We start from the raw sequence: 24,943 nt of genomic DNA on the forward strand, positions 1-24,943 counted from the left end.
AGTACATCGGCGGCGGCCGAGACGAGACATAGTTCAGCGGCTCATGATCATGCGCCATCGTCTACTGTGGGAGGCGTGGATGCGCTCGCCAGTCTGCTCGAAGGTCCACGTGCCCGCGGCGCGTTCGTGATGTGCTCGCTGCTGAAGCCGCCGTGGTCGTTGCGCATTCAAGACGAAGCGTCGCTCGCCGTGGTGTCGATGGTGCGCGGCGGCGCCTGGATCATGATGGGCGAGAACGCGCCCCGGCAGTTGTGCGAAGGCGATGTCGCGATCTTCCGCGGACCCGATTACTACACGCTCGCCGACGACCCGGCCACCCAGCCGGACATCGTCATCCATCCGGGCAACGTGACGAAGACACTCGACGGCGAAGTCCTTTGCGAGACACTGAGTCTCGGCGTGCGCCAGTGGGGGACCGACGCCGACGGCGCCACCATGATGGTGACCGGAACCTACGAGTCGGCCGGCGCGGCCAGCCAGCGCCTGCTGCGCGCCCTGCCGCCGGTCATCGTGCTGCAACGCGGCGACTTCGACACCAGGCTGCTCGACATCCTGGTCGACGAGGCCGTCAAGGAGGAGCCTGCCCAGGGCGTCGTGCTGGACCGGCTGCTGGACATGGTGCTGATCGCCGCACTGCGCGCCTGGTTCGCCCGCAACGACGCGCCCGCCTGGTACCACGCCTACAGCGACCCGCTGGTCGGCAAGGCCCTGCGGCTGCTGCAACACAATCCGGCGCACGGCTGGACGGTGGCCAGCCTGGCCGAGGCGGTCGGGGTGTCCAGGGCCGCGCTGGCCCGCCGGTTCACCGATCTGGTCGGCGAGCCGCCGATGTCCTTCCTCACCGAATGGCGCCTCGCGCTGGCCGCGGACCTCCTGGCCGAATCCGACGCCACCATCGAAGCCATCGCCCGCCAGGTCGGTTACGGCAGCGCCTTCGCCCTGAGCACCGCCTTCAAACGCCACTTCGGCGTCAGCCCGCGCGACCACCGCCAGGGCGCCACCCCGGCTGAGCTATCGTCGGCCGGGTGACGCAGCAGTATCCGGTGCTCTGGCCGATGCCCACCCGCTGGGCGGACAACGACCACTATGGGCACGTCAACAACGTGACGTACTACTCGTACTTCGACACCGCGGTCAACGCGTGGCTGATGCACGCCACCGGCACCGACATTCGCGACCTGCCCGCGCTCGGCGTGGTCGCCCAGACCTCGTGCCAGTACGTCGGCTCGCTCAGCTTTCCGGACCAGCTACAGGTCGGTCTGCGCGTCTCCCGGCTCGGCCGCTCCAGCATCACCTACGACCTCGCCATCTTCCGTGACGCCGACGGCGAGCTCGAACTCGCCGCCACCGGCGTCTTCGTGCACGTCTACGTCGACGCCGAAACCCGTAAGCCAGTAGAGATTCCGGCCGTAATTCGCACCGCTGCCACTACCCTCGTCACCGACTGAGGTCGACCCCGCACGCCTTCTGATTTCTGGCACCTGAAATCGCATGCGATTTCAGGTGCCAGAAATCAAGAATGGTGCGGCTGTGTCGGCAACGGCTGGATCCGCGGACGTGCGGGGGCGGGGAGTGCTGCGGGGGTGATCGTGGCGCGGGGGTTGGGGGCACGGCGAGCCTCGTCGATGGCGTGTTGCCACCGGCGGATCGCCAATTCGCCGGTGAGGTCCTGCCAGGTCCACCGGACCACCCGCAGGCCGGTGTCGCGGATCGCATCTTCACGAACCTTCTCCTTGAAGACGATGTCGCCGGGTTCTTGCCTCGACGTCAGCAGTCGGCCGTACTTGACTTGTCCGTCGAATTCGCCGACAACGCCTGCCTCTTGGTCGTAGAAATCTACGCGACCCAGGAATTCTCCTGCCGCGGAACGTACTTCACCCTGCTGGGCCGGTATCGGTAGTCCATGTCGCCGGAACATCACCCGGCTCCGCGACTCGCCGACACTTTCACTGCGCGCATCGAGGAAGCCGATGGTTCTGCGTGCCTGCGATATTCCGTTGCGACGGTTGGCGAACTCGAGTTCGAGCGCCAGTTCCGATGCCGTGACACCGAGCATCCGCAAAGCCGCATCGCCCGCCACGACGGCCTGCTCGAAGGGGAGGGTGCGCGCCAAATCAACGACGGTACGTGCGGGTGATGTAGTCCACCATCCGTCGATATCCACCACTCCATCCGCAATAGGAGCGCAGTGGATTTTCGATGCACGACGGATCCGCCCACCGCTGCGTCGGTCTCGCGTTACATGAACCAGATCCAATGCTGTTGCCCATAATGGCAACTCGTACAGCACGGCCGCGGACTGATGACTGACAATCGCGTCCGCGGCGAGCGCGGGCAGGGTCGATTCGATCAGAATTCGGTGTTTTCCGGCACTGTCGCGGTTGCTGAAGTCCGCTTCTGCGACGTAGCAGCCATGGCCGAGGCGACGCCACCCGTGCCCACGATAGAGCTGGCGGATGTCGTGATCGGTATACCCCTGTGCCAAAACGCTCCGACGGCGCTGTATCTCCTCCATGGCGACGATCCTGACTGCCTCGAATCCTCACGCCTACCCCCGGGCACCCGATTGTGGATAACTCGCGCCGTGTGGATAACTCGTGTCCGCCGATAGGCCGCACCACTCCTGATTTCTGGCACCTAAAATCGCATGCGAATCCAGGTGCCAGAAATCAGAAGGCGTGCGGCTGTGTGGGTAGCTGGCGCTAGATGCGGCTGAGCAGGGTGAGGGGGTCTTCGAGGAGGCTCGCGGTGGTGGCGAGGAAGCGGGAGGCGAGTTCGCCGTCGATCATGCGGTGGTCGAAGCTGATGCCGAGGGTGGTGACCCAGCGGATCGCGAGTTCGTCGCGGAACACCCACGGGCGCTTGCGGATCGAGCCGAGGCAGAGGATCGCCGCCTCGCCGGGGTTCACCAGCGGTACGCCGGTGTCGACGCCGAACACGCCGACGTTGGTAATGGTGAAGGTGCCGCCGCGCAGGTCGGTGGGGCTGGCGCCGCCGGAGCGCGCGGTCTCGGCCAGCCAGCCGATCTCGCGGGTCAGGTCGCGCAGGTTCAGCGTCTGCGCCTCCTTGATGTTCGGCACCAGCAGTCCGCGGTCGGTGGCCACGGCGACGCCGAGGTTCACGTAGTGCTTGGTGACGATCTCCTGATTCGCCTCGTCCCAGAACACGTTGATCTCCGGGAATTCGGCAAGTGCCGCCAGTACTGATCGCGCCACCAGTGCGAGCGGGGTAAGGGCCAGTCCGGCAAAGGATTTGGTGCTGCGCAGGTGGTCGAGCAGCTCCATCGACGCGGTGCAATCGAGGGTGACGAAGGTGCTCGCCTGCGGGATGGTGCGAGCACTGGCCAGCATGGCGGCCGCGGTGCGCTTGCGGATGCCGCTGATGGGTGTGCGAACCTCGCCAGCCGGTGGCCGGATCACGCCGCCGTCGGGATCGGCGACGGCCGGTACGGGTGTTGCCTGCGCGGGCTGCGGTTGACCGGCCAGGGTGCGCGGTTGTGAGACCGGGACCGCGCCGCGCACGTCCTCGACGGTGACCGCGCCGTCCGGGCCGGAGCCCGCGACGAACCACAGATCGATGCCCAGCTCACGGGCGAGCCGGCGAGCAGCGGGTGTGGCGGCTGCTCTGGTGGTGGTCAGTGGTGGTCTTGTGTTGTGCGAGAGGGGTTCTGCGGCTTCCTCTTCAGGAATCGCAATGACAGGTGAAATCGCTTGCGCAGCAGATGATTCAGTCTGTTCCGCAACGGAGTCAGATCTCGCAACAGGCCCCGAATCTGCTTCCGTAGCAACAGATGTGGCGGTAACGGGCCTGCGCCGCCGCGACACCGCCTCACCCTCCGGCCCGTAACCGACCAACACCGCGGTCCGCCCCGAACCGGGCGCATCACTCGACACCTCGGCACCGTTCGTCGCACTCTCCCGCCCGGTCGGCGCCTCATCGCTCCGCACCCGAATCAACGGCGCCCCGACCAGCACGGTCTCCCCGGGCTGTGCGAGCAACTCCACCACCACCCCGGCGAACGGCGACGGCAACGCCACCACCGCCTTCGCCGTCTCGACCTCGGCGATCGTCTGATTCAGCTCCACCGCATCGCCGACGCTGACCGACCAGGACACCAACTCGGCGTCGGCCAGCCCTTCGCCCAGGTCGGGGAGCCGGAATTCCAGGACGTTGCCCCGACCCGGCTCGGCACGTTCTTCCACGTTGGCACCTCTCACTACGGCGGACCGGCGTCAGGCGGCGAGCGTTCGATCGACCGCGGCCAGGATGCGGTCGGGGTCGGGCAGGTGGAACTTTTCGAGCTTAGCGGGGGGATAGGGGATGTCGAATCCGCCGACGCGCAGCACCGGCGCCTCCAGGTGGTAGAAGCAGCGTTCGGTGATCCGCGCGGCGATTTCCGCACCGAGACCAGCGAAAACGGGCGCCTCGTGGGTGACGATCAGCCTGCCGGTCTTGGCGACCGACTCCTCGATGGTGTCGAAGTCGATCGGCGAAAGGCTACGCAGATCGATCACCTCTAGCGAATGTCCTTCCTCTGCCGCGATTTTCGCGGCGGACAGCGCGGTGGCCACGGTGCCGCCATAGGCGACCACGGTGGCATCGGTGCCGACGGTGCACACCCTGGCCCGGTCGAGCGGCAGCCCGCCGTCGCGGTCGAGCGCGAGGAAGTCGAGGTCGGCCTTGTCCCAGTAGCGCCGCTTGGGTTCGAAGAAGATCACCGGGTCGTCCAGCGCGATCGCCTGGCGGATCATCAGATACGCGTCGGCGGGATTGCTCGGCGTCATCACGCGCAGCCCGGCGGTGTGCGCGAAATAGGCCTCCGGCGATTCCGAATGGTGTTCCACCGACCCGATCCCGCCACCGAACGGAATGCGAATCGTGATGGGCGCGTTAACCTTTCCCTGCGTCCGGTAGTGGATCTTGGCCACGTGCGAGACGATCTGATCGAAGGCGGGATAGACGAATCCGTCGAACTGGATCTCACACACCGGCCGGTATCCGCGCAGTGCCATGCCGAAAGCTGTTCCCACGATGCCGGATTCGGCGAGCGGGGTGTCGATGACGCGGTTGTTGCCGAAGTCCTTCTGCAGCGTGTCGGTGACCCGGAAGACGCCGCCGAGGCGGCCGATGTCCTCGCCCATGAGAATGACCTTGGGGTCGTCCTCCAGCGCGCGGCGCAGTCCGGTGTTCAGCGCTGCTGCGAAAGTGGTGATCATGAAGGGACTCCTTCCGGTCGCGCGGCCGCCTCGCCGGGATCGCCGGCCAGGTATTCCGCGTACTCCCGTCGCTCTTCGGTGATGAGCGCGTGCGGGGTGGTGTAGACGTGGTCGAACAGATCCATCGGTTCGGGGTTCGGCATCTCGATGGTGGAGGTGCGCACCTGGCGGGCGACCTCGTCGGCATGCTCGGCGACCTGACGCTCGAAGGCGTAGTCGGACAGCGATTCCCGTTCCAGCAGCCGGCGTAGCCGGTCGATCGGGTCGCGGCGGGCCCACTCCTCGGTCTCCGCGGACGAGCGGTACCGGGTGGGATCGTCGGCGGTGGTGTGCGGGCCCATCCGATAGGTGAGCGCCTCGATGAACGACGGTCCACCGCCGGAGCGGGCGCGCGCCACCGCCTGCCGCGTCACGGCGAGTACCGCGAGCGCGTCGTTGCCGTCGACCTGCACGCCGGGGATGCCGTAGCCGTAGGCCCGGCGCACGATCGGGGTCTGGCTCTGCACCCGGACCGGTTCGCTGATGGCCCAGTGATTGTTCTGGCACAGGAACACCACCGGCGCGCTCCAACTCGCGGCGAAGCCGAGCGCCTCGGCGATATCGCCCTGACTGCTCGCGCCGTCGCCGAAGTAGGCGATGGTCGCGATCTCGGCGCCGTCCAGGTGCGCGGCGTAGGCGTAGCCGGTCGCGTGTAAGCCCTGCGAGCCGACGATAATGTTCGGGTTGGTCATGTTGACCGCGTTCGGATCCCAGCAGGAGTGCGCGACGCCGCGCCAGAGCCGGGTGATCTCGGTGGGATGCACGCCGCGGCAGTACGCGACGGCTGCCTCGCGATAGCTGCAGAACACGTAGTCGTCGGGGTGCAGGGCGTGCGCGGAACCGACCTGGGTGGCCTCCTGCCCCAGTAGCGGGGCCCATAGCCCGAGTTGGCCCTGTCGTTGCAGGGCGGTCGCCTCGGTGTCGATCCGCCGGGTGACGACCATGTCCTCGTATAGGGCGCGTAGCTGCTCGGGACCGACGTCGGCGACCAGCGCGGCGTGCTCTCGATCGAGGACGCGGCGACCGTCGGGCTGGACCAATTGAACCGGATACTCGACCTTGTCTGGCATCGGTAGCCGCCTCCTCACCATTCCGGTGTGCTCTACCTCACAGCATCCACGATAATGCGATCTGCGCAAGTGATAGACACGCGAATGCGCAGAATGCTCAATTCTTACCCCAGCAGTAATGTCATACTGCGTCGCATGACCAGAGAAACCGTCGATGTGACCTTGGACGCCACCGACGCCAGGCTCTTGCTGGAACTGGTCGCCAATCCGAGAGCCACCGGCGTGGAGCTGGCCGCCCGGCTCGGGCTGTCCCGCAACACCGTGCAGGCTCGGCTGTCCCGCTGGGAGGCGGGCGGCGTGCTCGGCAGTTTCGAGCGCCGGGTGCAGCCGCGCGCGCTGGGCTATCCGCTGGCTGCCTTTGTCGCGGTGGTCGTCGACCAGCACCAATTGGATTCTGTCGTAGACGAACTCGCCGAGGTGCCGGAGGTGACCGAGGTGTGCGGCATGACCGGGCTCACCGATCTGACGGTTCGCGTGGTCGCCAGGGACGCCGACGACCTGTATCGAATTGCCGGGCAGATACTGAAGATTCCCGGCGTCGAGCGCACCAACATGGCGCTGGTGATGCGCGAGCTGGTCGGCCCGCGCACCGCGCCGCTGCTGAATCGACTGTCGCGCGGTAACTGACCGATAGTTGCCCGCGAAACCTCTTGACCTCGAACCCGATAGATCGAATTCGTAGCGGCGGGCCCGCACGGCCCCACTAGGGTGCGGGAATGGAGATTTCGGGCAAGGTTGCGATCGTCACGGGGGCCGGCGCCGGCATCGGAGAGGCGTTGGCTCGCAGGCTGGTTGCCGACGGTGCGCGCGTGGTGCTGGCCGACCTCAACACCGACGGAGCGACCCGTGTCGCCGAATCTCTGGGTACCGCAGCGGTCGGGGTCGGCGGCGACGTTTCGGACGAGCGGGTGATCCGCGTGCTGATCGATCGCGCCGAGTCCGAATTCGGGCCGGTGGACCTGTATTTCGCGAACGCGGGCATCGGCGGCGGCGCCGGGCTCGACAGCACCGATGCGCAGTGGGCGGCGGCGCTGGAGGTCAATGTGCTTGCCCACGTTCGCGCGGCACGGCTGCTGGTGCCCGATTGGCTGGCGCGCGGGTCGGGCTATTTCGTGTCGACCGCGTCGGCGGCGGGGCTGCTCACCCAGCTCGGGTCCGCGCCCTACGCGGTCTCCAAGCACGCCGCCGTCGGATTCGCGGAGTGGCTGTCAGTCACCTATGGAGACAAGGGCATTCGAGTGAGCTGCATCTGCCCGATGGGGGTGGACACCCAACTCCTGCATGCCGGCCTGGTCCCGTCGGATCACGCCGCCGAGGCCGAGCTCGCGGTGAAGGCCGTGAAGACGGCGGGCGCGGTGCTGTCACCGGATCAGGTGGCCGAGATCGTTGCCGCCGGTGTCGAAGCCGAGCACTTCCTGATCCTGCCGCATCCGGAGGTGCTGAAGATGTACCGCCACAAGGGCGCCGATTACGACCGCTGGATCGACGGCATGCGCCGCTTCCAGGCCGCCCTGCAAGGCTGAGTGCGGGAGATATAGAAGTGTGATGTCACGCGGGGGAAACATTGTGGGCGCTCGATGTAAAGAAGACCGACTAGTTCTGTAGGCATGGTAGTGACAGCGCATTCAGTCGATACCCGGTTGCCCTTCGGGCGGCAGCTCACTTTCGGCATCCAGCACGTGCTGATCATGTACACCGGGTGCATCACGGTGCCGCTGGTGTTCGGCGCGGCCGCGGGGCTCGATCGGGCCACTATTGCCCTGCTGATCAGCGCGGACCTGCTGATCGCCGGGGTGATCACGCTGGTGCAGAGCCTGGGGGTGGCCAAGCTCGCCGGTGCGCGGCTGCCGATCATCTGCGGGGCCACCTTCATCGGACTCGATCCCATGATCATGATCGCGAAGGAGTACGGACTGCCCGCGGTCTACGGGTCGATGATGATCGGCGGTGTCGTCGGCGTCGCGCTGGCCTGGCCGTTCGCCCGTCTGGTTCGGTTCTTTCCGCCGCTGGTCACCGGGACCGTGCTGACCGTGGTCGGCGTCTCGCTGATCGGGGTGGCGGGCGGGCTGATCATCGGCACCGACCCGAAGGCGCCGACCTTCGCCGCGCCGTCGCATATCGCGCTCGCTGGGTTGGTCTTCCTGATCGCCGTCGGATTCCTGTGCCTGGGCCGCGGCATGGTCGCTCAGCTCGGCGTCCTGATCGGTCTGGTGGTCGGCATCGTCGTCGCCGTCCCGATGGGCCTGATCGACACCGACGGCATCGCCGGGACCGACTGGGTCGGCCTGCCCAAGCCGTTCCACTTCGGCGCGCCGGAGTTCCCGATCACCGGGGTGGTCGCCATGAGCGTGGTGATGGCGGTGGTGTTCGCCGAGTCGACGGCGAGCATGCTGGCGATCAGCGAGATCACCGGAAAGCCCATCGGCAAGGGCGATTTGGCGCGCGGCCTGGTCGGTGACGGGCTGTCCGGCGTGCTCGGCGGGATGTTCACCGCGTTCATCGACACGATCTTCAACCAGAACGTCGGCGCCGTTGCCGTCACCCAGGTCTTCAGTCGCTATGTCACCGCGACCAGCGGTGTCATCCTGGTGCTGCTCGGCGTGGTGCCCCGCTTCGGCGCGATCGTCGCGGCGGTCCCGCAGCCGGTGGTCGGTGGCGTCGGGCTGGTGCTGTTCGCCACCATCGCCGTCGTCGGCGTCGACACCCTGCGCAAAGCGGACCTCGGCGATCGGGTCAACGCCACCATCGTCGCCACCGCCGTCGGCGTCGGCCTGCTGCCGGTGATGGCGAAGGATATGTTCGTGCACTTCCCGTCCTCGGCCCAGATCTTGCTCACCAGCGGCATAACCCTGGGCGCGACAACAGCTTTCACCCTCAACCTGCTCTTCAACCACACCAAACTGAGCGCGCTCGCCCGAGGCGGCGCCGCTGCGAAAACGGCCGAGCAACCGGCCATCGCCGAACCAAAAGACCACCGCGACAACGCATCCCCGCACCCCGCCCCCGCCTGACCGCGAGGGGCACACCGTGGCGGACCCGCCCGACGGTTGACGCCACCATGTGCCACTCGCCGGGTGTTCGTGGCCTGGTGAGCGGCCACGCCGGTCAGTCGCGGAGGGTCAGCACCTTGCGGACTGCCAGTCCCACGATGAGGGCCCAGAACGCAGCGCCGATGCCGAGGAAGCCCACGCCTGATGCGGCGATCAGGAAGGTGACGATGCCTGCTTCGCGGTGCTTTTCGGAGCTGAGGGCACCGGTCAACGCGGCAGCCAGCGTGGCAAGCAGGGCAAGGCCCGCAACGGTTTCCAGGATGCCTTTGGGTGCGGTGGCGATGAGGGTGACCACGGCCGCCGAGCCGAGGGCGAGCACCAGGTAGCCGATGCCGGAGGTGAAGGTGGCGATCCAGCGCTTCTTCGGATCGGGGTGGGCCGAGGGAGCCGCCGAGAGGGCGGCGCTGATCGCGGCGAGGTTGATGGCGTGGCCGCCCGCGGGAGCGCCGAGGATGGTGCCGATGCCGGTGACCGTCATCGCCGCCCGCCACGGCACTTGGTAGCCAAAGGATTTCATGACAGCGGTGCCCGGAATGTTCTGCGACGCCATGGTGACGATGTAGAGCGGTATCGCGACGCCGATGATCGCCTGCCAATTCCAGTGCGGCACGGTCAGTTCCACCGACGGCACCATCGCGGCGAAGTCGAGGTGCCGGTGCTGCACGGCGATGCTGATCCCCGAGCCGACCGCCGCCGTGCCGAAGGCCGCGATCACCGCCCAGCGCTTGGCCACCCGCTGCAGCACCAGCCACACCAGGATCACCGGAATGACCACCGCCGGACTGGACTGCACCGCCTTCACCGGCGCCAGGCACAGCGGCAGCAGCACCCCGGCCAGCATCGCCTGCGCGATCTCCACCGGAATCGCGGCGACCAGCTTGCCGAGCCGCTGCCACAGGCCGGTGATCACGATCAACACCCCGGCGATCGCGAACGCGCCGACCGCGGCCGGCCAGCCGCCGACCACCGCGCCGGTGCTCGCCAGCAGTGCGGCGCCGGGCGTGGACCAGGCCAGCGTGATCGGCATCCGATACCGGTAGCTGAGCAGCAGCATGCCGATCGCCTGCGTCACGCACACTGCGAGCAACCCCGAGGCCGCCTGTGCCGCGTTCGCGCCGACCGCGGTGAGTCCGCTGAGCACCACGGCGAACGCGCTGGTGAAACCGACCAGCGCGGTGACAACACCCGCGCCTAGCGGCTGCGCGAGGCCGACCTCGGGGGCGACGGTGGATTCCGGCCCGTCGACCTGCTCGGGAGGTGCCGCGGTGGGCGGGGAAACGTTCGACATTGTGGCGATCCTGCCCGCAACTGGACTGGTCCGTCACGGGCCAGTCGACCGAAACTGGACCGAATTGCCGAACCGTGCGACCAGGGCGGCATACGGTGGGGTCGCACCCGACGGTCTGGGTTGTCCGATTGCCCCTTACCGGCGAGTAGCGCTGGGGTGCAGCCACATTGCCCTGTTCAGATGCGTAGTCTGGTGGGTATTCGGTGCGCGAAGGTGCGATTACTGGACTAGGAGCTGGGTTGAGCGCGGTACTGATCTCACCGGTGGAGCTTCGGGAAGCGTTGTCGGACAAGCAGGTTCGCCTGCTGGACGTCCGATGGTCGCTGGGTGACCCGGACGGGCCGCAACACTATCTGGACGGCCACATCCCTGGCGCGGTGTTCGTCGACATGGAGACCGAGCTGGCCGCGCCGCCCTCGCCCGCGCGCGGCAGGCACCCGCTGCCCGACATCGCGCAGCTGGAGAAGTGCGCCCGCAGCTGGGGCATCCGCAACGGTGATCCGGTGGTCGTCTACGACGCGACCGGCGGCATGGCGGCCGCCCGCGCCTGGTGGCTGCTGCGCTGGGCAGGCATCGCCGACGTGCGCATCCTCGACGGCGGACTGCCCGGCTGGACGAACTCCGGCGGCGAACTCGCCACCGGCACCGAGCCCGATCCGGAACCCGGCGACGTCGCACTGAGCCCGGGCCACCTGAAGGTCATCGATGCCGACGCGGCCGCCCGCTGGCGCGGCGTGCTGCTCGACGCCCGCGCGGGCGAGCGCTACCGCGGCGAGATCGAGCCGATTGATCCGCGGGCCGGGCACATCCCCGGCGCGATCAGCGCCCCTACTGCCGAAAACCTGGACGCCAACGGACGTTTCCGCGCTCCGGCCGAATTGCGCGACCGCTTCGCCGGCTTCACCGCCGAACCGGTCGCGGTCTACTGCGGCTCCGGCGTCACTGCGGCCCACCAGGTCGCGGCCCTCGCCGTCGTCGGTATTGACGCGGCTCTGTACCCAGGTTCCTGGTCGCAGTGGTCGAACGACCCGAAGCGGCCTGTCGCGACCGGGAGCTGATCGCCGGGCTGCCCGGCCGGTCGGGTTTACCGAACATGCCGGTACGAGTTGTCGAGGTGTTAGGTGGACCAGCCGCGTGGCTTACTGCTGTGTGCGATGCAGTCGCGGGGCCTTGACGTTCAACGGCACGCACGCGCCACACCTTGCAATGCCCTGGTGTCCGCTTCGGTCAGCGCCAGCTCGTATTGCCTGGCCACGGCGAGGTACTTGCCCGCGTAGAAGCAGTGGTTCGCGCGGGCAGGCGGTAGCCATTCGGCAGGTGTCTTGTCGCCCTTGGCCTCGTTGGTGCGGCCGTCGGTGGCGAGCAGGTTGAAGTCGAGGTCGTTGGCGAAACGGATGCGGCGTTCGGGCGGCCAGGCCGCCGCGCCCAGATCCCACGCAGCGGCCAGTGGGAAGACGTGGTCGATCTGCACGTCGTTGGCGTCGGCCTTCTTGAAGCGGATCTGCTTGCCGGTGTACGGGTCGTTCAACGCGCCGCCGACGACCACACAGTCGTGGGTTCCCGGCCGGAAGCTCACCTCGACGAGTTGCTTGGCCAGCACGTTGTTGCGGGTATCGCAGCCGTCATGCCCGCCGGGCCCGTCGTTGTCGTCGGTCCAGGCCGGCCCGAACACACAGCCCTGACCCGGCTTGCACCCTCTGTCGTAGCCGCCGGGATGCGGCCGATCCCCCACCAACCGCACACCAGCAAGGAGACTCTCCAACTCCGCCCTGGTCGGACTACCCGGCGCGGGCGCTACCGGAGCTACCCCGAGCTGGCCGCACCCGATGGCGGACAGCGCGACGACCGCGCGGACGAGCCAACGCCGAATGTCCATGGCACCAGATCTACTCGGCGGTACCGACATTCGTTGAACCTGAAGCACGAGCAGTTGTCAGCAGCGCGGCGACACAACCCTCACAACCAGGCCCGCGCGAGCAGGTCGTCATCGGCGACCTCGCTTGCCCTTGGTGGGAACCGGGTGGCCGAAATCGACTCGGCGTTCGCGCCATCGTGCCCGATCAGCCACGAGCCGCCGCGTTCCTCGCACTCGGCGAGCTTGGCGAAGGTGGCGAGCAGGAAGGCGATGGCGTCGTGCGAGTCGAGGGTTCTGGCCAGGCGCTGTGATTCACCGGGGCGGGACAAGTCCAGCCACACGCCGGACTGACCGTCGAGCCGCATACCGACGATCTTCTCGGCGTTGATGAAGGTGAATTTGCGCCGTTCCCACGGCGTCGTCGGCGTGAAGCTCTGCTCGAGAACTTGGAGCAGAATCGTCATGATTGCCTCCGTTGACCAGCGGATATTCAAGTATGTTCCGCCCGGGCCGAGAAATCCAGAAAAGTGCGATCGCCGTGCCCGCAGCGCTGTCGGACCCACCTGCTTGGATGGGTTGATGCTGCACGGTCTGTGGTCGCCGGGATCCGGGTTGCTGCTCTGGCACGACTCACCCCTCACCGCGCTGCCCGACCCGTTGGGCAGCGTATTGAGCGCGTCCAAATTCCGGCACCGGGCAGACGTGCTTGTCCTCGACCCGGACGGCACAGCGACCGAGCAGGTTCGCGCACACGCGATGGCTCCGGCAGCCGCCGCCGCGGCGCTGCGGCAGCGACTTCCGGCCGAGGCAGTGTCGGGTGATCTGCGCTTCCTTGCCCATGTCGCGCATGGTGTCGAGCGCTGGGTGCGGGCCGGCCGGATCGTGCCGGAACTCCGCAGAGCGGACGGTCAATGGTGGATGCGCTGGCGATTGGTCGGCGGCGAGCGGCAGCGCGCCTGGCTGGCCGAGCTGGCCGTGGCCATGCCCGCCGCGCTGCAGGTGGCGGGTCGGCCGAACGTGCTGCTCGACGACCTGGTCACCGAACTCACCGACCCGATAGCACGAGGATTGATCGACCCGCCGGACTCGGCGCATCCGCTGGTGGACGCGCTCGTCCGCGATATCGCCCTGGACGCGGGCAGCTACCGGGTGGCCGAAACGCTCGAGCACTGGCGAGCCACCTTGACCGGCGACGAGCCGGAACTGGTGCTGCGCCTGCTGGAACCGGACGGCGAGCTCGGCACCGCGGACGAATCGGTGGCGCTGTGGCGGCTGGAAGTCTGCCTGCAGGTCGACGGCGAGGCGCCGAATCCCGTTCTGCTGCACGCTGATCCGAATCTGCTGCGGATCGCCGTCGAGAAACTGGGGGAGGCGCAGCGGGCGTACCCACGCCTGCGCGACCTGCCCAGCGATCCGCGCTCGATGGACCTGCTGCTGCCGACCGAGGTCGTCGTCGATCTGGTCGAACACGGCGCGCACGCCCTACAAGCCTCCGGCGTGCGACTGCTGCTGCCCCGTGCCTGGAATGTCAGCGCCCCGACCATGCGGCTGCGCGTGGAGAGCGCGGTGCCCGCCGCCGAAAGTACCGTCGGCATGCCGGGACTCGTCTCCTACCGCTGGGAACTCGCGCTCGGCGACACCATCCTGACCAAGGCCGAGATGGCCCGCCTGGTCAGCAGCAAATCCGATCTGGTCCAGCTGCGCGGCGACTGGGTGCAGGCCGACCACAAGGTGCTGGCCGCGGCCGCCCGCTACGTCGCCGCGCACACCGACACCTCCGAGATCACCTTCGCCGACCTGATCGGTGAGCTTTCGGGCGGTCGCGTCGAACAGGTGCCGGTCACCGAGGTCACCGCCACCGGCTGGGCCGCCGACATCCTGGATCGCACCCGCGAACTCGAACCGATCACCGCGCCGGTCGGCCTGAAGGCGCAGCTGCGGCCCTATCAGGAACGCGGCCTCGCCTGGCTGGCGACCATGAGCCGCATGGGTTTCGGTGCGATCCTGGCCGACGACATGGGCCTCGGCAAGACCATTCAGGTACTCGCATTGATGGTGCACGAGCGTGAGGTGGCCGGTGTCTCCGATGGCCCCACCTTGCTGGTGTGCCCGATGTCGGTGGTCGGCAACTGGCAGCGGGAGACCGAGCGTTTCGCACCGGACCTGCGCGTGTGGGTGCATCACGGGGTGGGCAGGCGCTCGGGTGCTGAGCTGGACGCGGCGGTCGCCGAGGCGGATCTGGTGATCACGACCTATTCGCTGCTCGCCCGCGACCTCGACGAGCTGAAGCGGCAAACGTGGGACCGGATCGTCCTCGACGAGGCACAGCACATCAAGAACGCCGCGACCAGGCAATCTCGCGCGGCGCGCAGCCTGCCCGCGCGACATCGGCTGGCGCTCACCGGAACTCCGGTGGAGAACCGCCTGGAGGAGCTGCGCTCGATCATGGATTTCGCGGTGCCGAAGGTGCTCGGTAGCCCGCAGACGTTCCGTGCCCGCTTCGCGGTCCCCATCGAACGCGAGCGCGACGAGAACGCGATCAGCAGGCTGCGGATGATCACCCAGCCGTTCGTGCTGCGCCGGGTGAAGACCGATCCCGCGGTGATCACCGATCTGCCGGACAAGCTGGAGATGACGGTGCGCGCCAACCTGACCGTCGAGCAGGCCGCGCTGTACCAGGCGGTGGTCGACGACATGCTGGCCAAGATCAAGGACGCGAAAGGCATGGCCCGCAAGGGCGCTGTGCTCAGCGCGCTGACCAGGCTCAAGCAGGTGTGCAACCATCCGGCGCACTTCCTCGGCGACGGTTCCCACGTGCTGCACCGCGGCAGCCATCGCTCCGGCAAGCTCGCGCTGGTGGAGGACGTGCTCGACGCGGTGCTCGCGGACGGCGAGAAAGCGTTGCTGTTCACCCAGTTTCGCGAGTTCGGCGAGCTCATCGCGCCCTACCTGGTCGAGCGCTTCGGCACGGAGATCCCGTTCCTGCACGGCGGGGTGCCCAAGCAGCGCCGCGACAGCATGGTCACCCGGTTCCAGGAACCGGACGGCCCGCCGCTGATGTTGTTGTCGCTCAAGGCCGGTGGCACCGGGCTCAACCTCACCGCCGCCAATCACGTGGTGCACCTGGATCGTTGGTGGAATCCGGCGGTGGAGAACCAGGCCACCGACCGCGCCTACCGGATCGGGCAGCAGCGCAACGTCCAGGTGCGCAAGCTGGTCTGCGTCGACACCATCGAAGAGCGGATCGACGAAATGATCAACGGCAAAAGGCAACTGGCCGATCTGGCCGTCGGCGCGGGGGAGAACTGGATCACCGAGATGAGCACCGATGACCTGCGTGAGCTGTTCACGCTCGGCGCGGAGGCGGTCGGCGAATGAGTCCCTACATCGACTACAACGAATACGGCAAGCGCCGCCCGGTGCGCGGCGGGGTCGAGGCGCGCAGTCGCCGCGGCGGTTTCGGGCGCACCTGGTGGGGCAAGGCGCTGCTCGAGGCGATCGAGCAGATGGCCGACGCCGGACGCATGTCGCGCGGCCGCACCTACGCGCGGGCCGGGCAGGTGGTCAGCTACCGGATCGAGCCCGGCTCGGTGATCGCGGAAGTGCAAGGCAGCCAACCGCGGCCGTTCACCGCGGTGTTCACCGTGCGGCCGTTGCGGGAGGAGGAACTCGAGCTACTCATCGAGACGATCCGTGACGCACCGGGCATGCTCGCCGAGATCGCGTCCGGTGCGCTGCCGACCGCGCTCGGTCCGCTGCTGCTGCCGAGCACGGCCGCCGACCTGGATTTCACCTGCACCTGCCCCGACCCGGGCTGGCCGTGCAAACACGTGGCCGCGGTCTGCTACCTGCTCGCCGAACGGCTCGACGAGCGTCCCCGCGAGATCCTGTCGCTGCGCGGCCTGGACCTGGACACCCTGATCGGCGGCATCGAACGCGACCTGCAGTCCACCGTTTCCGACGATCCGTACGGGAACGACGCCGCGCTGCCGGACCTACCGAAGATCGAATTCCGGCCCGCCCCGGACGATCTCGACCCGCTGCTGCTGCGCAAGGCACTGCGGATGACCTCGGCCGAAGAGTCGATCGCCGCGGCCGGATTGCGTGATCTCACCGCGCTGTATCGCATGTTCGAGGCCTGATCGAGCTTGGTGGGCATCCGGCGTCGGGGCTTGCGGTTGTCTCCGGACTTTTCGGGGCGGGATCAGGTCCGGTGACACAGGGACCGGGACTTCCCGACACCGGATGCCTCACTCAGTCTGCGCGCACCGAACCCGCCCCGGAACTGCCCGAGGGTTGCCCAGCCGCTGCCCTTGCACCGAACTTCGGGCCGGACCCCGCACTGCCTAGTCTGGTAGACGTGGCAGGCGACAGTTCGTGGCCGGCATCCGGTCCGATGACCTTCAGCGACGATCTGGGCGCCGCCGTGCTGCTCGCGGAGCCGCCGCGGCGGGTGGTGTCGCTGGTGCCCTCGTTGACCGAGGCCGTCGCCGCGACCTGCCCCGACGTCCTGATCGCTGCCACCGACTGGTGTACGCACCCGGCCGATCTCGCCGTCGAACGTGTGCGCGGCACCAAGAACCCGCATGTGCGTCGCATTGTCGAACTCGCGCCCGATCTGGTGCTGTGCAACATGGAGGAGAACCGCCGCATCGATGTGGACCGTCTCCGTGCGGCCGGAATTCCGGTGTGGGTCACCAGAATCGAAACGGTGGACGAGGCGCTCGCCTCGCTGGCGCGCCTCTTCACCACTGCCCTCGGCATCGACATCCCATCCTGGCTCACCGAGGCCGAATCCGTCTGGGCGCCACCACCGCCGCCACCACGCAACGCGGTGATCCCGATCTGGCGCAATCCATGGATGGTGGTCGGCCGCAACACCTTCACCGGCGACCTGGCCGCCCGCCTCGGCCTACACCTCGTGCACGCCGACCGCCCGGACCGCTATCCACGGCTCACCGAGCAGGAACTGACCACCGGAATCGACCTCGCCGTCCTCCCCGACGAGCCCTACGTTTTCACCAGAACCGATGGCCCCGAAGTCTTTCCGGGCACTTCGGTGGCACTGGTCGAGGGCCGCAGCCTCACCTGGTATGGCCCCTCCTTGGCCACCGCCCGGCAAACCCTCACCCGGCAGCTGGCAGCTGCCTTCCTGCCCTGAGCTCAGCCGAGCTCGTAGTCGAACCAGATGTGGTGGCTACCGGCCTCGTCCACGCTGAGGCCGCCGGTTCCGGTGATACCGGCCAAGGCGTCGGTACCGCTGGTCGGGACGATGACGAAGTACTCGGCGGTGCGGTCGGTGCCCGAGGTCGTCGCCGAATGGGCGAAGTTGAAGCTGCCCGCCTCGCCGTTCAGCGTGCCCTCGAACGACTCCATCGCGACGTAGGTCCCGGTCCCGGTGGCCTGGTCGAAGGCCGCCGTGAACAAGGTCGACGAGCGACCGGTGACGTCGCCGTCGAACTCCTTCACGAGGTGTGCGACGCCGACCGGGAGCGCGGTGTCGATGGGCGGGTCGGGAACCACTTCGGTCGGGATGAACGAGAGGACGGAGAAGGTGCCGATAGCTTTCATGCGCCGGATCGTAACGACGGGTACCGACACCTTCGCGGCGGTTACGCCGACGTCGCGAACCGGTAGTCGGTCAGGTCGAAATGCCCACTGCGCCAGGCAGCCTCGACCGTGGTCGACGGCCGCAGCGGCACGTCGCCGTGCTTGTCGAAGTAGTAGCTGTTCGACACTGAGCAGCTGTCCTGCCAGAACACCTGTCCGCCGCGGCGGTCGAGCATCTCCTGGAAGAAGCGGTCGTTGGCCTCGCGGGTCACCTCGACGACCGTGGCCTTGCCCGCGCGGGCGTGCCGCAGGCAACGCAGGATGTGCCTGGTCTGGTTCTCGATCAGCGCGAAGTAGGACGAGCCGTTGTAGCCGTACGGGCCGATGATCGAGAAGAAGTTCGGGAAGCCGGGCACGCTGACGCCCTCATAGGCTTGCAGCCGGTTCTCGTCCCACCACTTCTCCAGGTCGAGACCGCCGATGCCGCGCAGGTCGTAGGTCGGCATGTTGCCGGATTCCATCACTTTGAAACCGGTTGCCAGGATCAGGATGTCGACCGGGTATTCGGTGCCGCTGGCGGTGCGCACGCCGGTGCTGGTGATCTGCTCGATCGGGTCGGTCTCCAGCACGACATTGTCGCGGTTGAACGTGGCCAGATAGTCGTTCGAGAAACTGGGGCGCTTGCAACCCAAAGCGTAACGGGGCGTGAGCTTTTCCCGGACTACCGGATCGTGCACCTGGCTGCGCAGGTGTGCGTGACCGGCCCGCTCGCCGAGTGCGGCGGTAGGCAGGCTCGTGTGATAGTGCGCGGCGATCGGGAAGGTGATCTCCACATACGTCTGGCTGATCAGCCGGGTCAGCGACCGCGCGCCGGGTATCCGCAGCGCCCACTGCACCGGCTTGGGCAGCGGCAGGTCCAGCCGCGGCAGGCACCAGATCGGCGTGCGCTGGAAGACGACGAGTTGCTCGACCTCGGGCGCGGTCTCCGGAATCACCTGCACCGCAGAGGCTCCCGTGCCGATGATCGCGACCCGCTTGCCGCGCAGATCCTGCTGATGGTCCCAGCGTGAGGTGTGCATGGTGACCCCGGTGAAGTCCTCGACGCCCGGGATCTCGGGCAGTTTGGGCCGGGTGAGCACGCCGGTGGCGCTGATGACGAAGCGCGCCGTGAGCTCGCCACCGTCGGCGGTGTGCAGCCGCCAGCGGCAGCCGTCCTCGTCGAACTCGGCCTCGGTGATGTTGGTATTGAACCGGATTCGCGGCCGCAGCGCGTATTTGTCCACGCACGATTCGGCGTACGCCTTCAATTCCCGGCCCGGCGCGTAGGTTCGGGACCAGCTGGCGCGCTGCTCGAAGGAGAACTGATAGCTGAACGACGGAATGTCAACGGCGATACCGGGATAGGTGTTCCAGTGCCAGGTGCCGCCGACGCCATCGGCCTCGTCGACTATCAGGAAATCGTCGAATCCGGCCTCCTGCAGTTTGATCGCGGCCCCGATGCCGGAGAATCCCGCCCCGACGATGATCACCTCATGATCGATGCCGTTGCTATTCATGCCACCTCCCGAATCCGGTGCGCTTCGTCGCGGCACCGCCCGTGCGTCGTGGGTCGTGTCCGCGGCGTGGACGGCGCAGTCGACCCGGTGCTGAGCGCCGCCAATCGGTAATTGGCCGCACATGCCACCAATTAGGCGCGTGGTGGGGTACTTTGTCAACCATGAGCCTGCGTGTACCGGCCCGGACCTGGGGCGGCCGCACCACCGAGGAGCGGCGCGCCGAACGCCGCGCGCGGCTGATCGACGCGGCCCTCGACATCTGGATCGAGAACGGCTGGGCGGCGGTGACCATGCGCGGTGTCTGCCAGCGCACCGCACTCAACGACCGCTACTTCTATGAGCACTTCGCCGACCGCGACGCACTGCTCGGCGCGGCCTGGGACGCGGTCTGCACGGAGGTATTCGCCGATCTGGCCGCGATCTTCACCGACAACCTCGAGCGGCCTCCGCTGGAGATCCTGCGTACGGCGGTGACCCGCGTGGTGCGCCTGCAATCCGACGATCACGGGCGGGCCCGCATCCTGCTGGCCGACCACGCGGGCAGCGCCGTGCTCGAGCAGCGCCGCAAAACGATGCTCACCGACGCCACCGACCTGCTCGTCGTCACGTCGCGGCCGTACCTGCGCCCGGACGCCGACGAGCTCGAGTTCCGGATGAGCACCCTCGTCGGCATCGGCGGCTTCATCGAACTGCTCACCGCGTGGCGCACCGGCGCGATGGACATCGACGGCGACCGCATCATCGAACACACCTGCCGACTCGGCGCACTGCTCGCCACCCAGTACCTGCCGCCGGAGATCATTATCCCTGTGGGATAACGGGTTTCGTGGTAATCCGATACACCCGCCGGGCGGTATCCCGGAAGATGTGCGCGAGCTCCGCCTGCCCGCCGCCGTGTCCGGTGACCGAGGTGGCGACCGCCTCGATGCTGCCGGCGATGGTGGTAATCGGTTTGTCCACCGGGAAATTCGAGCCCCAGATCAAGCGGTCCGCCCCGAATACGTCGAGAGCATGGTCGATGAGCGGGTGAATCCGGTCCACCAGCACCGGAACCGGAGTGGCTGTGCCACGCGGCGGCACCGGATGGCCGAGGACCGGCATCATCAGACCGCTCACCTTCGCGACCACATTCGGGTGTTCGGCCAGTGCGGACAGGTCGTCGCGCCAGCGTAGGAACAGCGCGCGCCGCAGGCTCGGATTGGTGCCGGTGTGCTTGCCGATCGGGCCGAAAATTCCTGCGGGAGTAGCCAAATGGTTGAGCACGATCGGCACCTCCGGATACCGCTCGGCGAGCGCCGTCACATCGGGCAGGGCATGCGAGTACACCCACGCCTCGAACGAGAGGTCACGCTCGGCCAGCTCCCCGAAGCCGTTCAGGAACTCCTTCGTGGCGAGCGCGCCCGGGTGGTCGGCGTAGGGCCGGACACCCGGATCGGGATGATGCGCCACATGCGCGCGAATGCCGCGCAGCAGCGGCGCGGCGGCGAGATGCGCGTCGAGCAGCGCGGCGAAGTCGGGTGCCGCGGGATTCGCGTTGCCGAGGATCGCACCGAGCTCGGGATTCTCGCCGCCGAACGGCAACCGGGCCACCCAGGCCGTCTCATCGGCCTCGGCCAGCGCTTCCTTCCCGGCCCAGCTGACCTCGATATGCACGATAGTGTCGATCGGTTCGTCCCCGGCATCCGCCCGATAGTCCGCGGGCAGGTAGGGACGGCTGAAAGCCGTAGGGTCCCCGGTGAATTCCCGATCCCGGCGCGGCGCCAGCCGCTTGGCCAGATCCATCGGCACCGGCAACGCCCTGAGCAACTTCGCCGTCCCGCTGAATTCCCGGGGAGTGGTGAACGGATCCCACTGATGAATATGTGCGTCGATGATCCGAATACCCGATAGATCCATGTCCGCCGTCCCAACGCGCCGATGGCCTTGACCCGGCGATTGTCACATGAGCCGTCACACGTTGCGGCGGTATTGGCCGCCTACGGTGAAGAAGGTATCGGTGATCTGCTGCAGGGTGCAGACGCGGGCGGCGTCCATCAGGACCTCGAAGATGTTGTCGTCGGTGCGGGCGACGGCCTCCAGGCGGGCGAGGGCGTGGTGGGCGGGGTCGCGGTGGCGGTGCTGGAATTCGCGGACCCGGGTGAGTTGGGACTGCTTTTCCGCCTCGGTGCCGCGGGCCAGTTCGATGTCGTGTTTCGGCTCGCCGTGCGGGTTGCGGAAGGTGTTGACGCCGATGATGGGCAGCGAGCCGTCGTGCTTGCGGTGCTCGTAGCGGATGGACTCGTCCTGGATCTTGCCGCGCTGGTAACCGGTCTCCATCGCGCCGAGCACGCCGCCGCGTTCGCTGATCCGGTCGAACTCGGCCAGCACCGCCTCCTCCACCAGGTCGGTGAGCTCGTCGATGAGAAAGCTGCCCTGCAACGGGTTTTCGTTCATCGCCAGGCCCCATTCGCGGTTGATGATCAGCTGGATGGCCAGCGCGCGGCGCACCGATTCCTCGGTGGGGGTGGTCACCGCCTCGTCGTAGGCGTTGGTGTGCAGGCTGTTGCAGTTGTCGTAGATGGCGATGAGCGCCTGCAGCGTGGTGCGAATGTCGTTGAAGTTCATCTCCTGTGCGTGCAGCGAGCGACCGGAGGTCTGCACGTGGTACTTCAGCTTCTGTGAACGGTCGTTGGCGCCGTAGCGATCTCGCAGGGCGACGGCCCAGATGCGCCGGGCCACCCGGCCGATCACCGAGTATTCGGGGTCCATGCCGTTGGAGAAGAAGAAGGACAGGTTCGGGGCGAAGTCGTCGATCCGCATCCCACGCGCGAGATAGGCCTCCACATAGGTGAATCCGTTGCTGAGGGTGAAGGCGAGCTGGCTGATCGGGTTCGCGCCTGCCTCGGCGATGTGATAGCCGGAAATCGAGACGGAGTAGAAATTGCGAACGCTGTTGCGCACGAACCATTCCTGGATATCGGCCATCATGCGCAGGCTGAATTCAGTGGAGAAGATGCAGGTGTTCTGGCCCTGGTCCTCCTTGAGGATGTCGGCCTGCACCGTGCCGCGCACCGTAGCCAACGTCTTCGCGCGGATATCGGCGGCCTCGGCGGCGGTCGGCGCCCGTCCCTCGGCGGCCGAGAAACGTTCCAGCGCTTGGTCTATCGCGGTATTCAGGAAATAGGCGAGAATCGTGGGGGCCGGGCCGTTGATGGTCATCGACACCGAGGTGGTCGGCGCGGTCAGGTCGAAACCGTCGTAGAGGGCCTTCATATCGTCGAGCGAGGCGATCGAAACACCCGAGGTGCCGACCTTGCCGTAGATATCGGGGCGTTCGGCGGGATCATGACCATAGAGCGTCACCGAATCGAACGCGGTGGACAGCCTTTTCGCATCGGCGTATTCGCTGAGCACCTTGAAGCGCCGGTTGGTACGGAATGGGTCGCCCTCGCCGGCGAACATCCTGGCCGGATCCTCGTTGTCCCGCTTGAACGGGAAGACGCCCGCGGTGAACGGGAAGCGGCCGGGCAGATTTTCCGCGCGCAGAAAGCGAAGCAGCTCACCGTGATCGGTGAACCGGGGCAGTGCGACTCGTGGAATCGAGTTGCCGGACAGTGTTTCCCGGCGCAGCGGCGTGCGGATCTCACGGTCGCGTACCCGCACCACCTGCTCGTCGCCACGGTAGGTTTCGGCCAGCGCGGGCCATTCGGCGAGCAGCGCCGCGTTCTCGGCGGTCAGCTCAGCCCTGGCCTTCGTGGCCAGTTCGGCCACCGCCTGATCCTCGGGCAGTTCCGTGGCCACCTGCTCGATCCGCTGTACCCGTTGTGCGGCAACGATTTGCGCGGCCGTCGTCGCGTGATAGTCCCGCACAGTCTCGGCGATCTCGGCCAGGTAGCGCACGCGCGCGGGCGGAATGATCTGCGCGAATCTCGTTGATGCGCGGGTGTTCACCCTGGGCAAAGCGCCCTGCTCCAAACGCAGACCACGCTCGGACAGCAGCCCGGCCAGGTGCTGATACAGCGCGGTGACACCGTCATCGTTGAAAGTCGCCGCGCTCGTGCCGAACACGGGCATGTCCTCCGGCGACGCGGTGAACTCCTCCCGATTACGGATCAGCTGACGCGACACATCGCGTAATGCGTCGGCGGCACCGCGGCGTTCGAACTTGTTGATCGCCACCACATCCGCGAAATCCAGCATGTCGATCTTCTCCAGCTGGGAGGCGGCGCCGAACTCCGGCGTCATCACATACATGGACACATCGACGTGGTCGGTGACCGCGGCGTCGCCCTGGCCGATGCCCGGCGTCTCCAGGATCACCAGGTCGTAACCCGCTGCCTTGCAGGCGGTCACGATCAGCTCGATATTGTTCGGCAGTTCGCGCCCGCCCCTGGTGGCCAGCGAACGGAAGAAGATGTGGTGGCCGTCGAGGGCGTTCATCCGGATGCGGTCGCCGAGCAGCGCACCGCCGCCGCGGCGCCGGGTCGGGTCCACCGCGAGAATCGCGACGCGCAGCTTGTCCTGCTGGTCCGACCGCAGCCTGCGCACCAATTCGTCGGTGAGCGAGGACTTTCCGGAGCCGCCGGTGCCGGTGATGCCGAGCACCGGGACCGTGCGCGCGGCGGCCGCCTGCGTCAACGTCTGCCGGTCGCTGTCGGACAGCGCGTCCTGCTGAACGCAGGTGATGGCGCGAGCCAGTGCGGGGCGTTCACCGGCGAGGATCGCCTCCAGCATCGGCGGTTCGGTGGCGAGGTCGACGTCGCAGGCGCGAATCAGCTGATTGATCATGCCGGGCAACCCGAGTCGCTGGCCGTCCTCGGGGGAGAAGATGGTGACACCGGACTCGGCGAGCCGGGCGATTTCCTCGGCGACGATGACGCCGCCGCCACCGCCGAATATCCGAACATGGTCCGCCCCGGCCTTTTTCAGCGCGTCGGCGAGATATTCGAAGTACTCGACATGCCCGCCCTGATACGAACTGACCGCGACGCCCTGCGCGTCCTCGGTGAGCACCGCGTCGACCACCTCGCTGACCGAGCGATTATGGCCGAGGTGGATCACCTCCGCGCCCTGCGCCTGCAGGATGCGCCGCATGATGTTGATCGCCGCGTCGTGCCCGTCGAACAGGGCCGCGGAGGTCACGAAGCGAACGGGGTTGATCGGCGTATGCAGCGCGCTGTTGTCGGCCACGGTTTCCTCCGGCGATATCCAGTTGGCGCCCGATACTAGGACGTCAAACTAATCGTACGGTGATGCCGATCACAGCGCCAGGTGACACACGCCCGGTCAATTCAGGAATGTCCGCTATCGGGGTTCCGCTCACCGTGAATGCAAATGGCG

General features: G+C 67.4%; 21 protein-coding genes. 10 read left to right on the forward strand and 11 right to left on the reverse strand.

All coding sequences use genetic code 11. The features are described from left to right. The first annotated feature begins 75 nt into the window (after nucleotides 1-75). Together ACIBK2_RS10510 and ACIBK2_RS10515 are read left to right on the forward strand one after the other, a co-directional pair. Entirely contained in the window at nucleotides 76-1,029 is a 954-nt protein-coding gene (locus ACIBK2_RS10510; protein WP_396965720.1) for an AraC family transcriptional regulator, read from the forward strand. 26 nt (nucleotides 1,030-1,055) lie between these two features. After that, complete coding sequence (locus ACIBK2_RS10515) at nucleotides 1,056-1,448, forward strand: acyl-CoA thioesterase (RefSeq protein ID WP_396965922.1); 393 nt, start codon at nucleotides 1,056-1,058, stop codon at nucleotides 1,446-1,448. Nucleotides 1,449-1,513: 65 nt separating this feature from the next. Here ACIBK2_RS10515 and ACIBK2_RS10520 read toward each other — a convergent pair whose 3' ends face one another. The 4 genes from ACIBK2_RS10520 to pdhA all read right to left on the reverse strand — a co-directional run bounded on the left by ACIBK2_RS10520 (nucleotide 1,514) and on the right by pdhA (nucleotide 6,325). Beyond that, complete coding sequence (locus tag ACIBK2_RS10520) at nucleotides 1,514-2,113, reverse strand: hypothetical protein (RefSeq protein ID WP_396965722.1); 600 nt, start codon at nucleotides 2,111-2,113, stop codon at nucleotides 1,514-1,516. A 589-nt stretch (nucleotides 2,114-2,702) separates the two neighbouring features. Beyond that, a complete protein-coding gene (locus ACIBK2_RS10525; RefSeq protein WP_396965924.1) occupies nucleotides 2,703-4,166 on the reverse strand; it encodes a dihydrolipoamide acetyltransferase family protein in 1,464 nt (487 codons plus the stop codon). Nucleotides 4,167-4,232: 66 nt separating this feature from the next. Beyond that, the gene (locus ACIBK2_RS10530) at nucleotides 4,233-5,216 is read right to left on the reverse strand and encodes an alpha-ketoacid dehydrogenase subunit beta (RefSeq protein WP_379286364.1); all 984 of its coding nucleotides are present in this window, start codon (nucleotides 5,214-5,216) and stop codon (nucleotides 4,233-4,235) included. Continuing rightward, the gene (gene pdhA, locus ACIBK2_RS10535; RefSeq protein WP_396965725.1) at nucleotides 5,213-6,325 is read right to left on the reverse strand and encodes a pyruvate dehydrogenase (acetyl-transferring) E1 component subunit alpha; all 1,113 of its coding nucleotides are present in this window, start codon (nucleotides 6,323-6,325) and stop codon (nucleotides 5,213-5,215) included. Before pdhA ends, ACIBK2_RS10530 begins: the two co-directional genes overlap by 4 nt. A gap of 135 nt (nucleotides 6,326-6,460) precedes the next feature. Between pdhA and ACIBK2_RS10540 the strand changes: the two genes are divergently transcribed. The 3 genes from ACIBK2_RS10540 to ACIBK2_RS10550 all read left to right on the forward strand — a co-directional run bounded on the left by ACIBK2_RS10540 (nucleotide 6,461) and on the right by ACIBK2_RS10550 (nucleotide 9,336). Then, nucleotides 6,461-6,952 carry an Lrp/AsnC family transcriptional regulator gene (locus tag ACIBK2_RS10540; RefSeq protein ID WP_357386696.1) on the forward strand — a complete coding sequence of 164 codons (492 nt, stop codon included), beginning with the start codon at nucleotides 6,461-6,463 and terminating at the stop codon, nucleotides 6,950-6,952. A gap of 89 nt (nucleotides 6,953-7,041) precedes the next feature. After that, entirely contained in the window at nucleotides 7,042-7,848 is an 807-nt protein-coding gene (locus ACIBK2_RS10545; protein ID WP_396965727.1) for an SDR family oxidoreductase, read from the forward strand. A gap of 90 nt (nucleotides 7,849-7,938) precedes the next feature. Continuing rightward, entirely contained in the window at nucleotides 7,939-9,336 is a 1,398-nt protein-coding gene (locus ACIBK2_RS10550) for a uracil-xanthine permease family protein (protein ID WP_396965729.1), read from the forward strand. A gap of 94 nt (nucleotides 9,337-9,430) precedes the next feature. On the opposite strand, the gene ACIBK2_RS10555 is transcribed toward ACIBK2_RS10550, so the two are convergent. Next, nucleotides 9,431-10,663: a benzoate/H(+) symporter BenE family transporter gene (locus tag ACIBK2_RS10555; protein WP_396965731.1), complete on the reverse strand. Its 1,233-nt coding sequence runs from the start codon at nucleotides 10,661-10,663 to the stop codon at nucleotides 9,431-9,433. A gap of 251 nt (nucleotides 10,664-10,914) precedes the next feature. Between ACIBK2_RS10555 and ACIBK2_RS10560 the strand changes: the two genes are divergently transcribed. Further along, a complete protein-coding gene (locus ACIBK2_RS10560; protein ID WP_396965926.1) occupies nucleotides 10,915-11,721 on the forward strand; it encodes a sulfurtransferase in 807 nt (268 codons plus the stop codon). A gap of 119 nt (nucleotides 11,722-11,840) precedes the next feature. Here ACIBK2_RS10560 and ACIBK2_RS10565 read toward each other — a convergent pair whose 3' ends face one another. Next, nucleotides 11,841-12,539: an HNH endonuclease family protein gene (locus tag ACIBK2_RS10565; protein ID WP_396965733.1), complete on the reverse strand. Its 699-nt coding sequence runs from the start codon at nucleotides 12,537-12,539 to the stop codon at nucleotides 11,841-11,843. 80 nt (nucleotides 12,540-12,619) lie between these two features. Further along, nucleotides 12,620-12,982 (reverse strand): hypothetical protein, encoded by a 363-nt coding sequence (locus ACIBK2_RS10570; protein WP_379286355.1) that lies wholly within the window; start codon nucleotides 12,980-12,982, stop codon nucleotides 12,620-12,622. A gap of 115 nt (nucleotides 12,983-13,097) precedes the next feature. Between ACIBK2_RS10570 and ACIBK2_RS10575 the strand changes: the two genes are divergently transcribed. The 3 genes from ACIBK2_RS10575 (at nucleotide 13,098) to ACIBK2_RS10585 (ending at nucleotide 17,679) form a co-directional block, all read left to right on the forward strand. Further along, on the forward strand, nucleotides 13,098-15,896 hold the full coding sequence (locus ACIBK2_RS10575; RefSeq protein WP_396965735.1) for a DEAD/DEAH box helicase: 2,799 nt from the start codon (nucleotides 13,098-13,100) through the stop codon (nucleotides 15,894-15,896). After that, nucleotides 15,893-16,660: an SWIM zinc finger family protein gene (locus ACIBK2_RS10580; RefSeq protein WP_396965737.1), complete on the forward strand. Its 768-nt coding sequence runs from the start codon at nucleotides 15,893-15,895 to the stop codon at nucleotides 16,658-16,660. Before ACIBK2_RS10575 ends, ACIBK2_RS10580 begins: the two co-directional genes overlap by 4 nt. A gap of 218 nt (nucleotides 16,661-16,878) precedes the next feature. After that, nucleotides 16,879-17,679 (forward strand): helical backbone metal receptor, encoded by an 801-nt coding sequence (locus tag ACIBK2_RS10585; RefSeq protein ID WP_396965739.1) that lies wholly within the window; start codon nucleotides 16,879-16,881, stop codon nucleotides 17,677-17,679. 2 nt (nucleotides 17,680-17,681) lie between these two features. Here the strand turns inward: ACIBK2_RS10585 and ACIBK2_RS10590 are convergent, their stop codons facing one another. Further along, nucleotides 17,682-18,089 (reverse strand): DUF3224 domain-containing protein, encoded by a 408-nt coding sequence (locus tag ACIBK2_RS10590; RefSeq protein WP_396965741.1) that lies wholly within the window; start codon nucleotides 18,087-18,089, stop codon nucleotides 17,682-17,684. A 41-nt stretch (nucleotides 18,090-18,130) separates the two neighbouring features. Continuing rightward, the gene (locus ACIBK2_RS10595; RefSeq protein ID WP_396965743.1) at nucleotides 18,131-19,624 is read right to left on the reverse strand and encodes a flavin-containing monooxygenase; all 1,494 of its coding nucleotides are present in this window, start codon (nucleotides 19,622-19,624) and stop codon (nucleotides 18,131-18,133) included. Between the two features lie 161 nt (nucleotides 19,625-19,785). Between ACIBK2_RS10595 and ACIBK2_RS10600 the strand changes: the two genes are divergently transcribed. Continuing rightward, nucleotides 19,786-20,442: a TetR/AcrR family transcriptional regulator gene (locus ACIBK2_RS10600; RefSeq protein ID WP_396965745.1), complete on the forward strand. Its 657-nt coding sequence runs from the start codon at nucleotides 19,786-19,788 to the stop codon at nucleotides 20,440-20,442. On the opposite strand, the gene ACIBK2_RS10605 is transcribed toward ACIBK2_RS10600, so the two are convergent. Beyond that, complete coding sequence (locus ACIBK2_RS10605) at nucleotides 20,426-21,520, reverse strand: amidohydrolase family protein (RefSeq protein WP_396965747.1); 1,095 nt, start codon at nucleotides 21,518-21,520, stop codon at nucleotides 20,426-20,428. The genes ACIBK2_RS10600 and ACIBK2_RS10605 overlap by 17 nt on opposite strands. 54 nt (nucleotides 21,521-21,574) lie before the next feature. Further along, the gene (gene icmF / locus ACIBK2_RS10610) at nucleotides 21,575-24,793 is read right to left on the reverse strand and encodes a fused isobutyryl-CoA mutase/GTPase IcmF (protein ID WP_396965749.1); all 3,219 of its coding nucleotides are present in this window, start codon (nucleotides 24,791-24,793) and stop codon (nucleotides 21,575-21,577) included. Nucleotides 24,794-24,943 lie beyond the last annotated feature (150 nt).

The sequence above is a fragment of the Nocardia sp. NPDC050175 genome (assembly GCF_044459885.1).
Classification (GTDB): Bacteria; Actinomycetota; Actinomycetes; order Mycobacteriales; family Mycobacteriaceae; genus Nocardia.

Coding starts and splice junctions, on each gene's coding strand:
- ACIBK2_RS10530 (WP_379286364.1), bottom strand. CDS start 5,216: ATGATCACCACTTTCGCAGCAGCGCTGAACACCGGACTGCGCCGCGCG.
- ACIBK2_RS10590 (WP_396965741.1), bottom strand. CDS start 18,089: ATGAAAGCTATCGGCACCTTCTCCGTCCTCTCGTTCATCCCGACCGAA.
- pdhA (WP_396965725.1), bottom strand. CDS start 6,325: ATGCCAGACAAGGTCGAGTATCCGGTTCAATTGGTCCAGCCCGACGGT.
- ACIBK2_RS10555 (WP_396965731.1), bottom strand. CDS start 10,663: ATGTCGAACGTTTCCCCGCCCACCGCGGCACCTCCCGAGCAGGTCGAC.
- ACIBK2_RS10515 (WP_396965922.1), top strand. CDS start 1,056: ATGCCCACCCGCTGGGCGGACAACGACCACTATGGGCACGTCAACAAC.
- ACIBK2_RS10540 (WP_357386696.1), top strand. CDS start 6,461: ATGACCAGAGAAACCGTCGATGTGACCTTGGACGCCACCGACGCCAGG.
- ACIBK2_RS10580 (WP_396965737.1), top strand. CDS start 15,893: ATGAGTCCCTACATCGACTACAACGAATACGGCAAGCGCCGCCCGGTG.
- ACIBK2_RS10570 (WP_379286355.1), bottom strand. CDS start 12,982: ATGACGATTCTGCTCCAAGTTCTCGAGCAGAGCTTCACGCCGACGACG.
- ACIBK2_RS10575 (WP_396965735.1), top strand. CDS start 13,098: ATGCTGCACGGTCTGTGGTCGCCGGGATCCGGGTTGCTGCTCTGGCAC.
- ACIBK2_RS10600 (WP_396965745.1), top strand. CDS start 19,786: ATGAGCCTGCGTGTACCGGCCCGGACCTGGGGCGGCCGCACCACCGAG.
- ACIBK2_RS10605 (WP_396965747.1), bottom strand. CDS start 21,520: ATGGATCTATCGGGTATTCGGATCATCGACGCACATATTCATCAGTGG.
- ACIBK2_RS10595 (WP_396965743.1), bottom strand. CDS start 19,624: ATGAATAGCAACGGCATCGATCATGAGGTGATCATCGTCGGGGCGGGA.
- ACIBK2_RS10545 (WP_396965727.1), top strand. CDS start 7,042: ATGGAGATTTCGGGCAAGGTTGCGATCGTCACGGGGGCCGGCGCCGGC.
- ACIBK2_RS10565 (WP_396965733.1), bottom strand. CDS start 12,539: ATGGACATTCGGCGTTGGCTCGTCCGCGCGGTCGTCGCGCTGTCCGCC.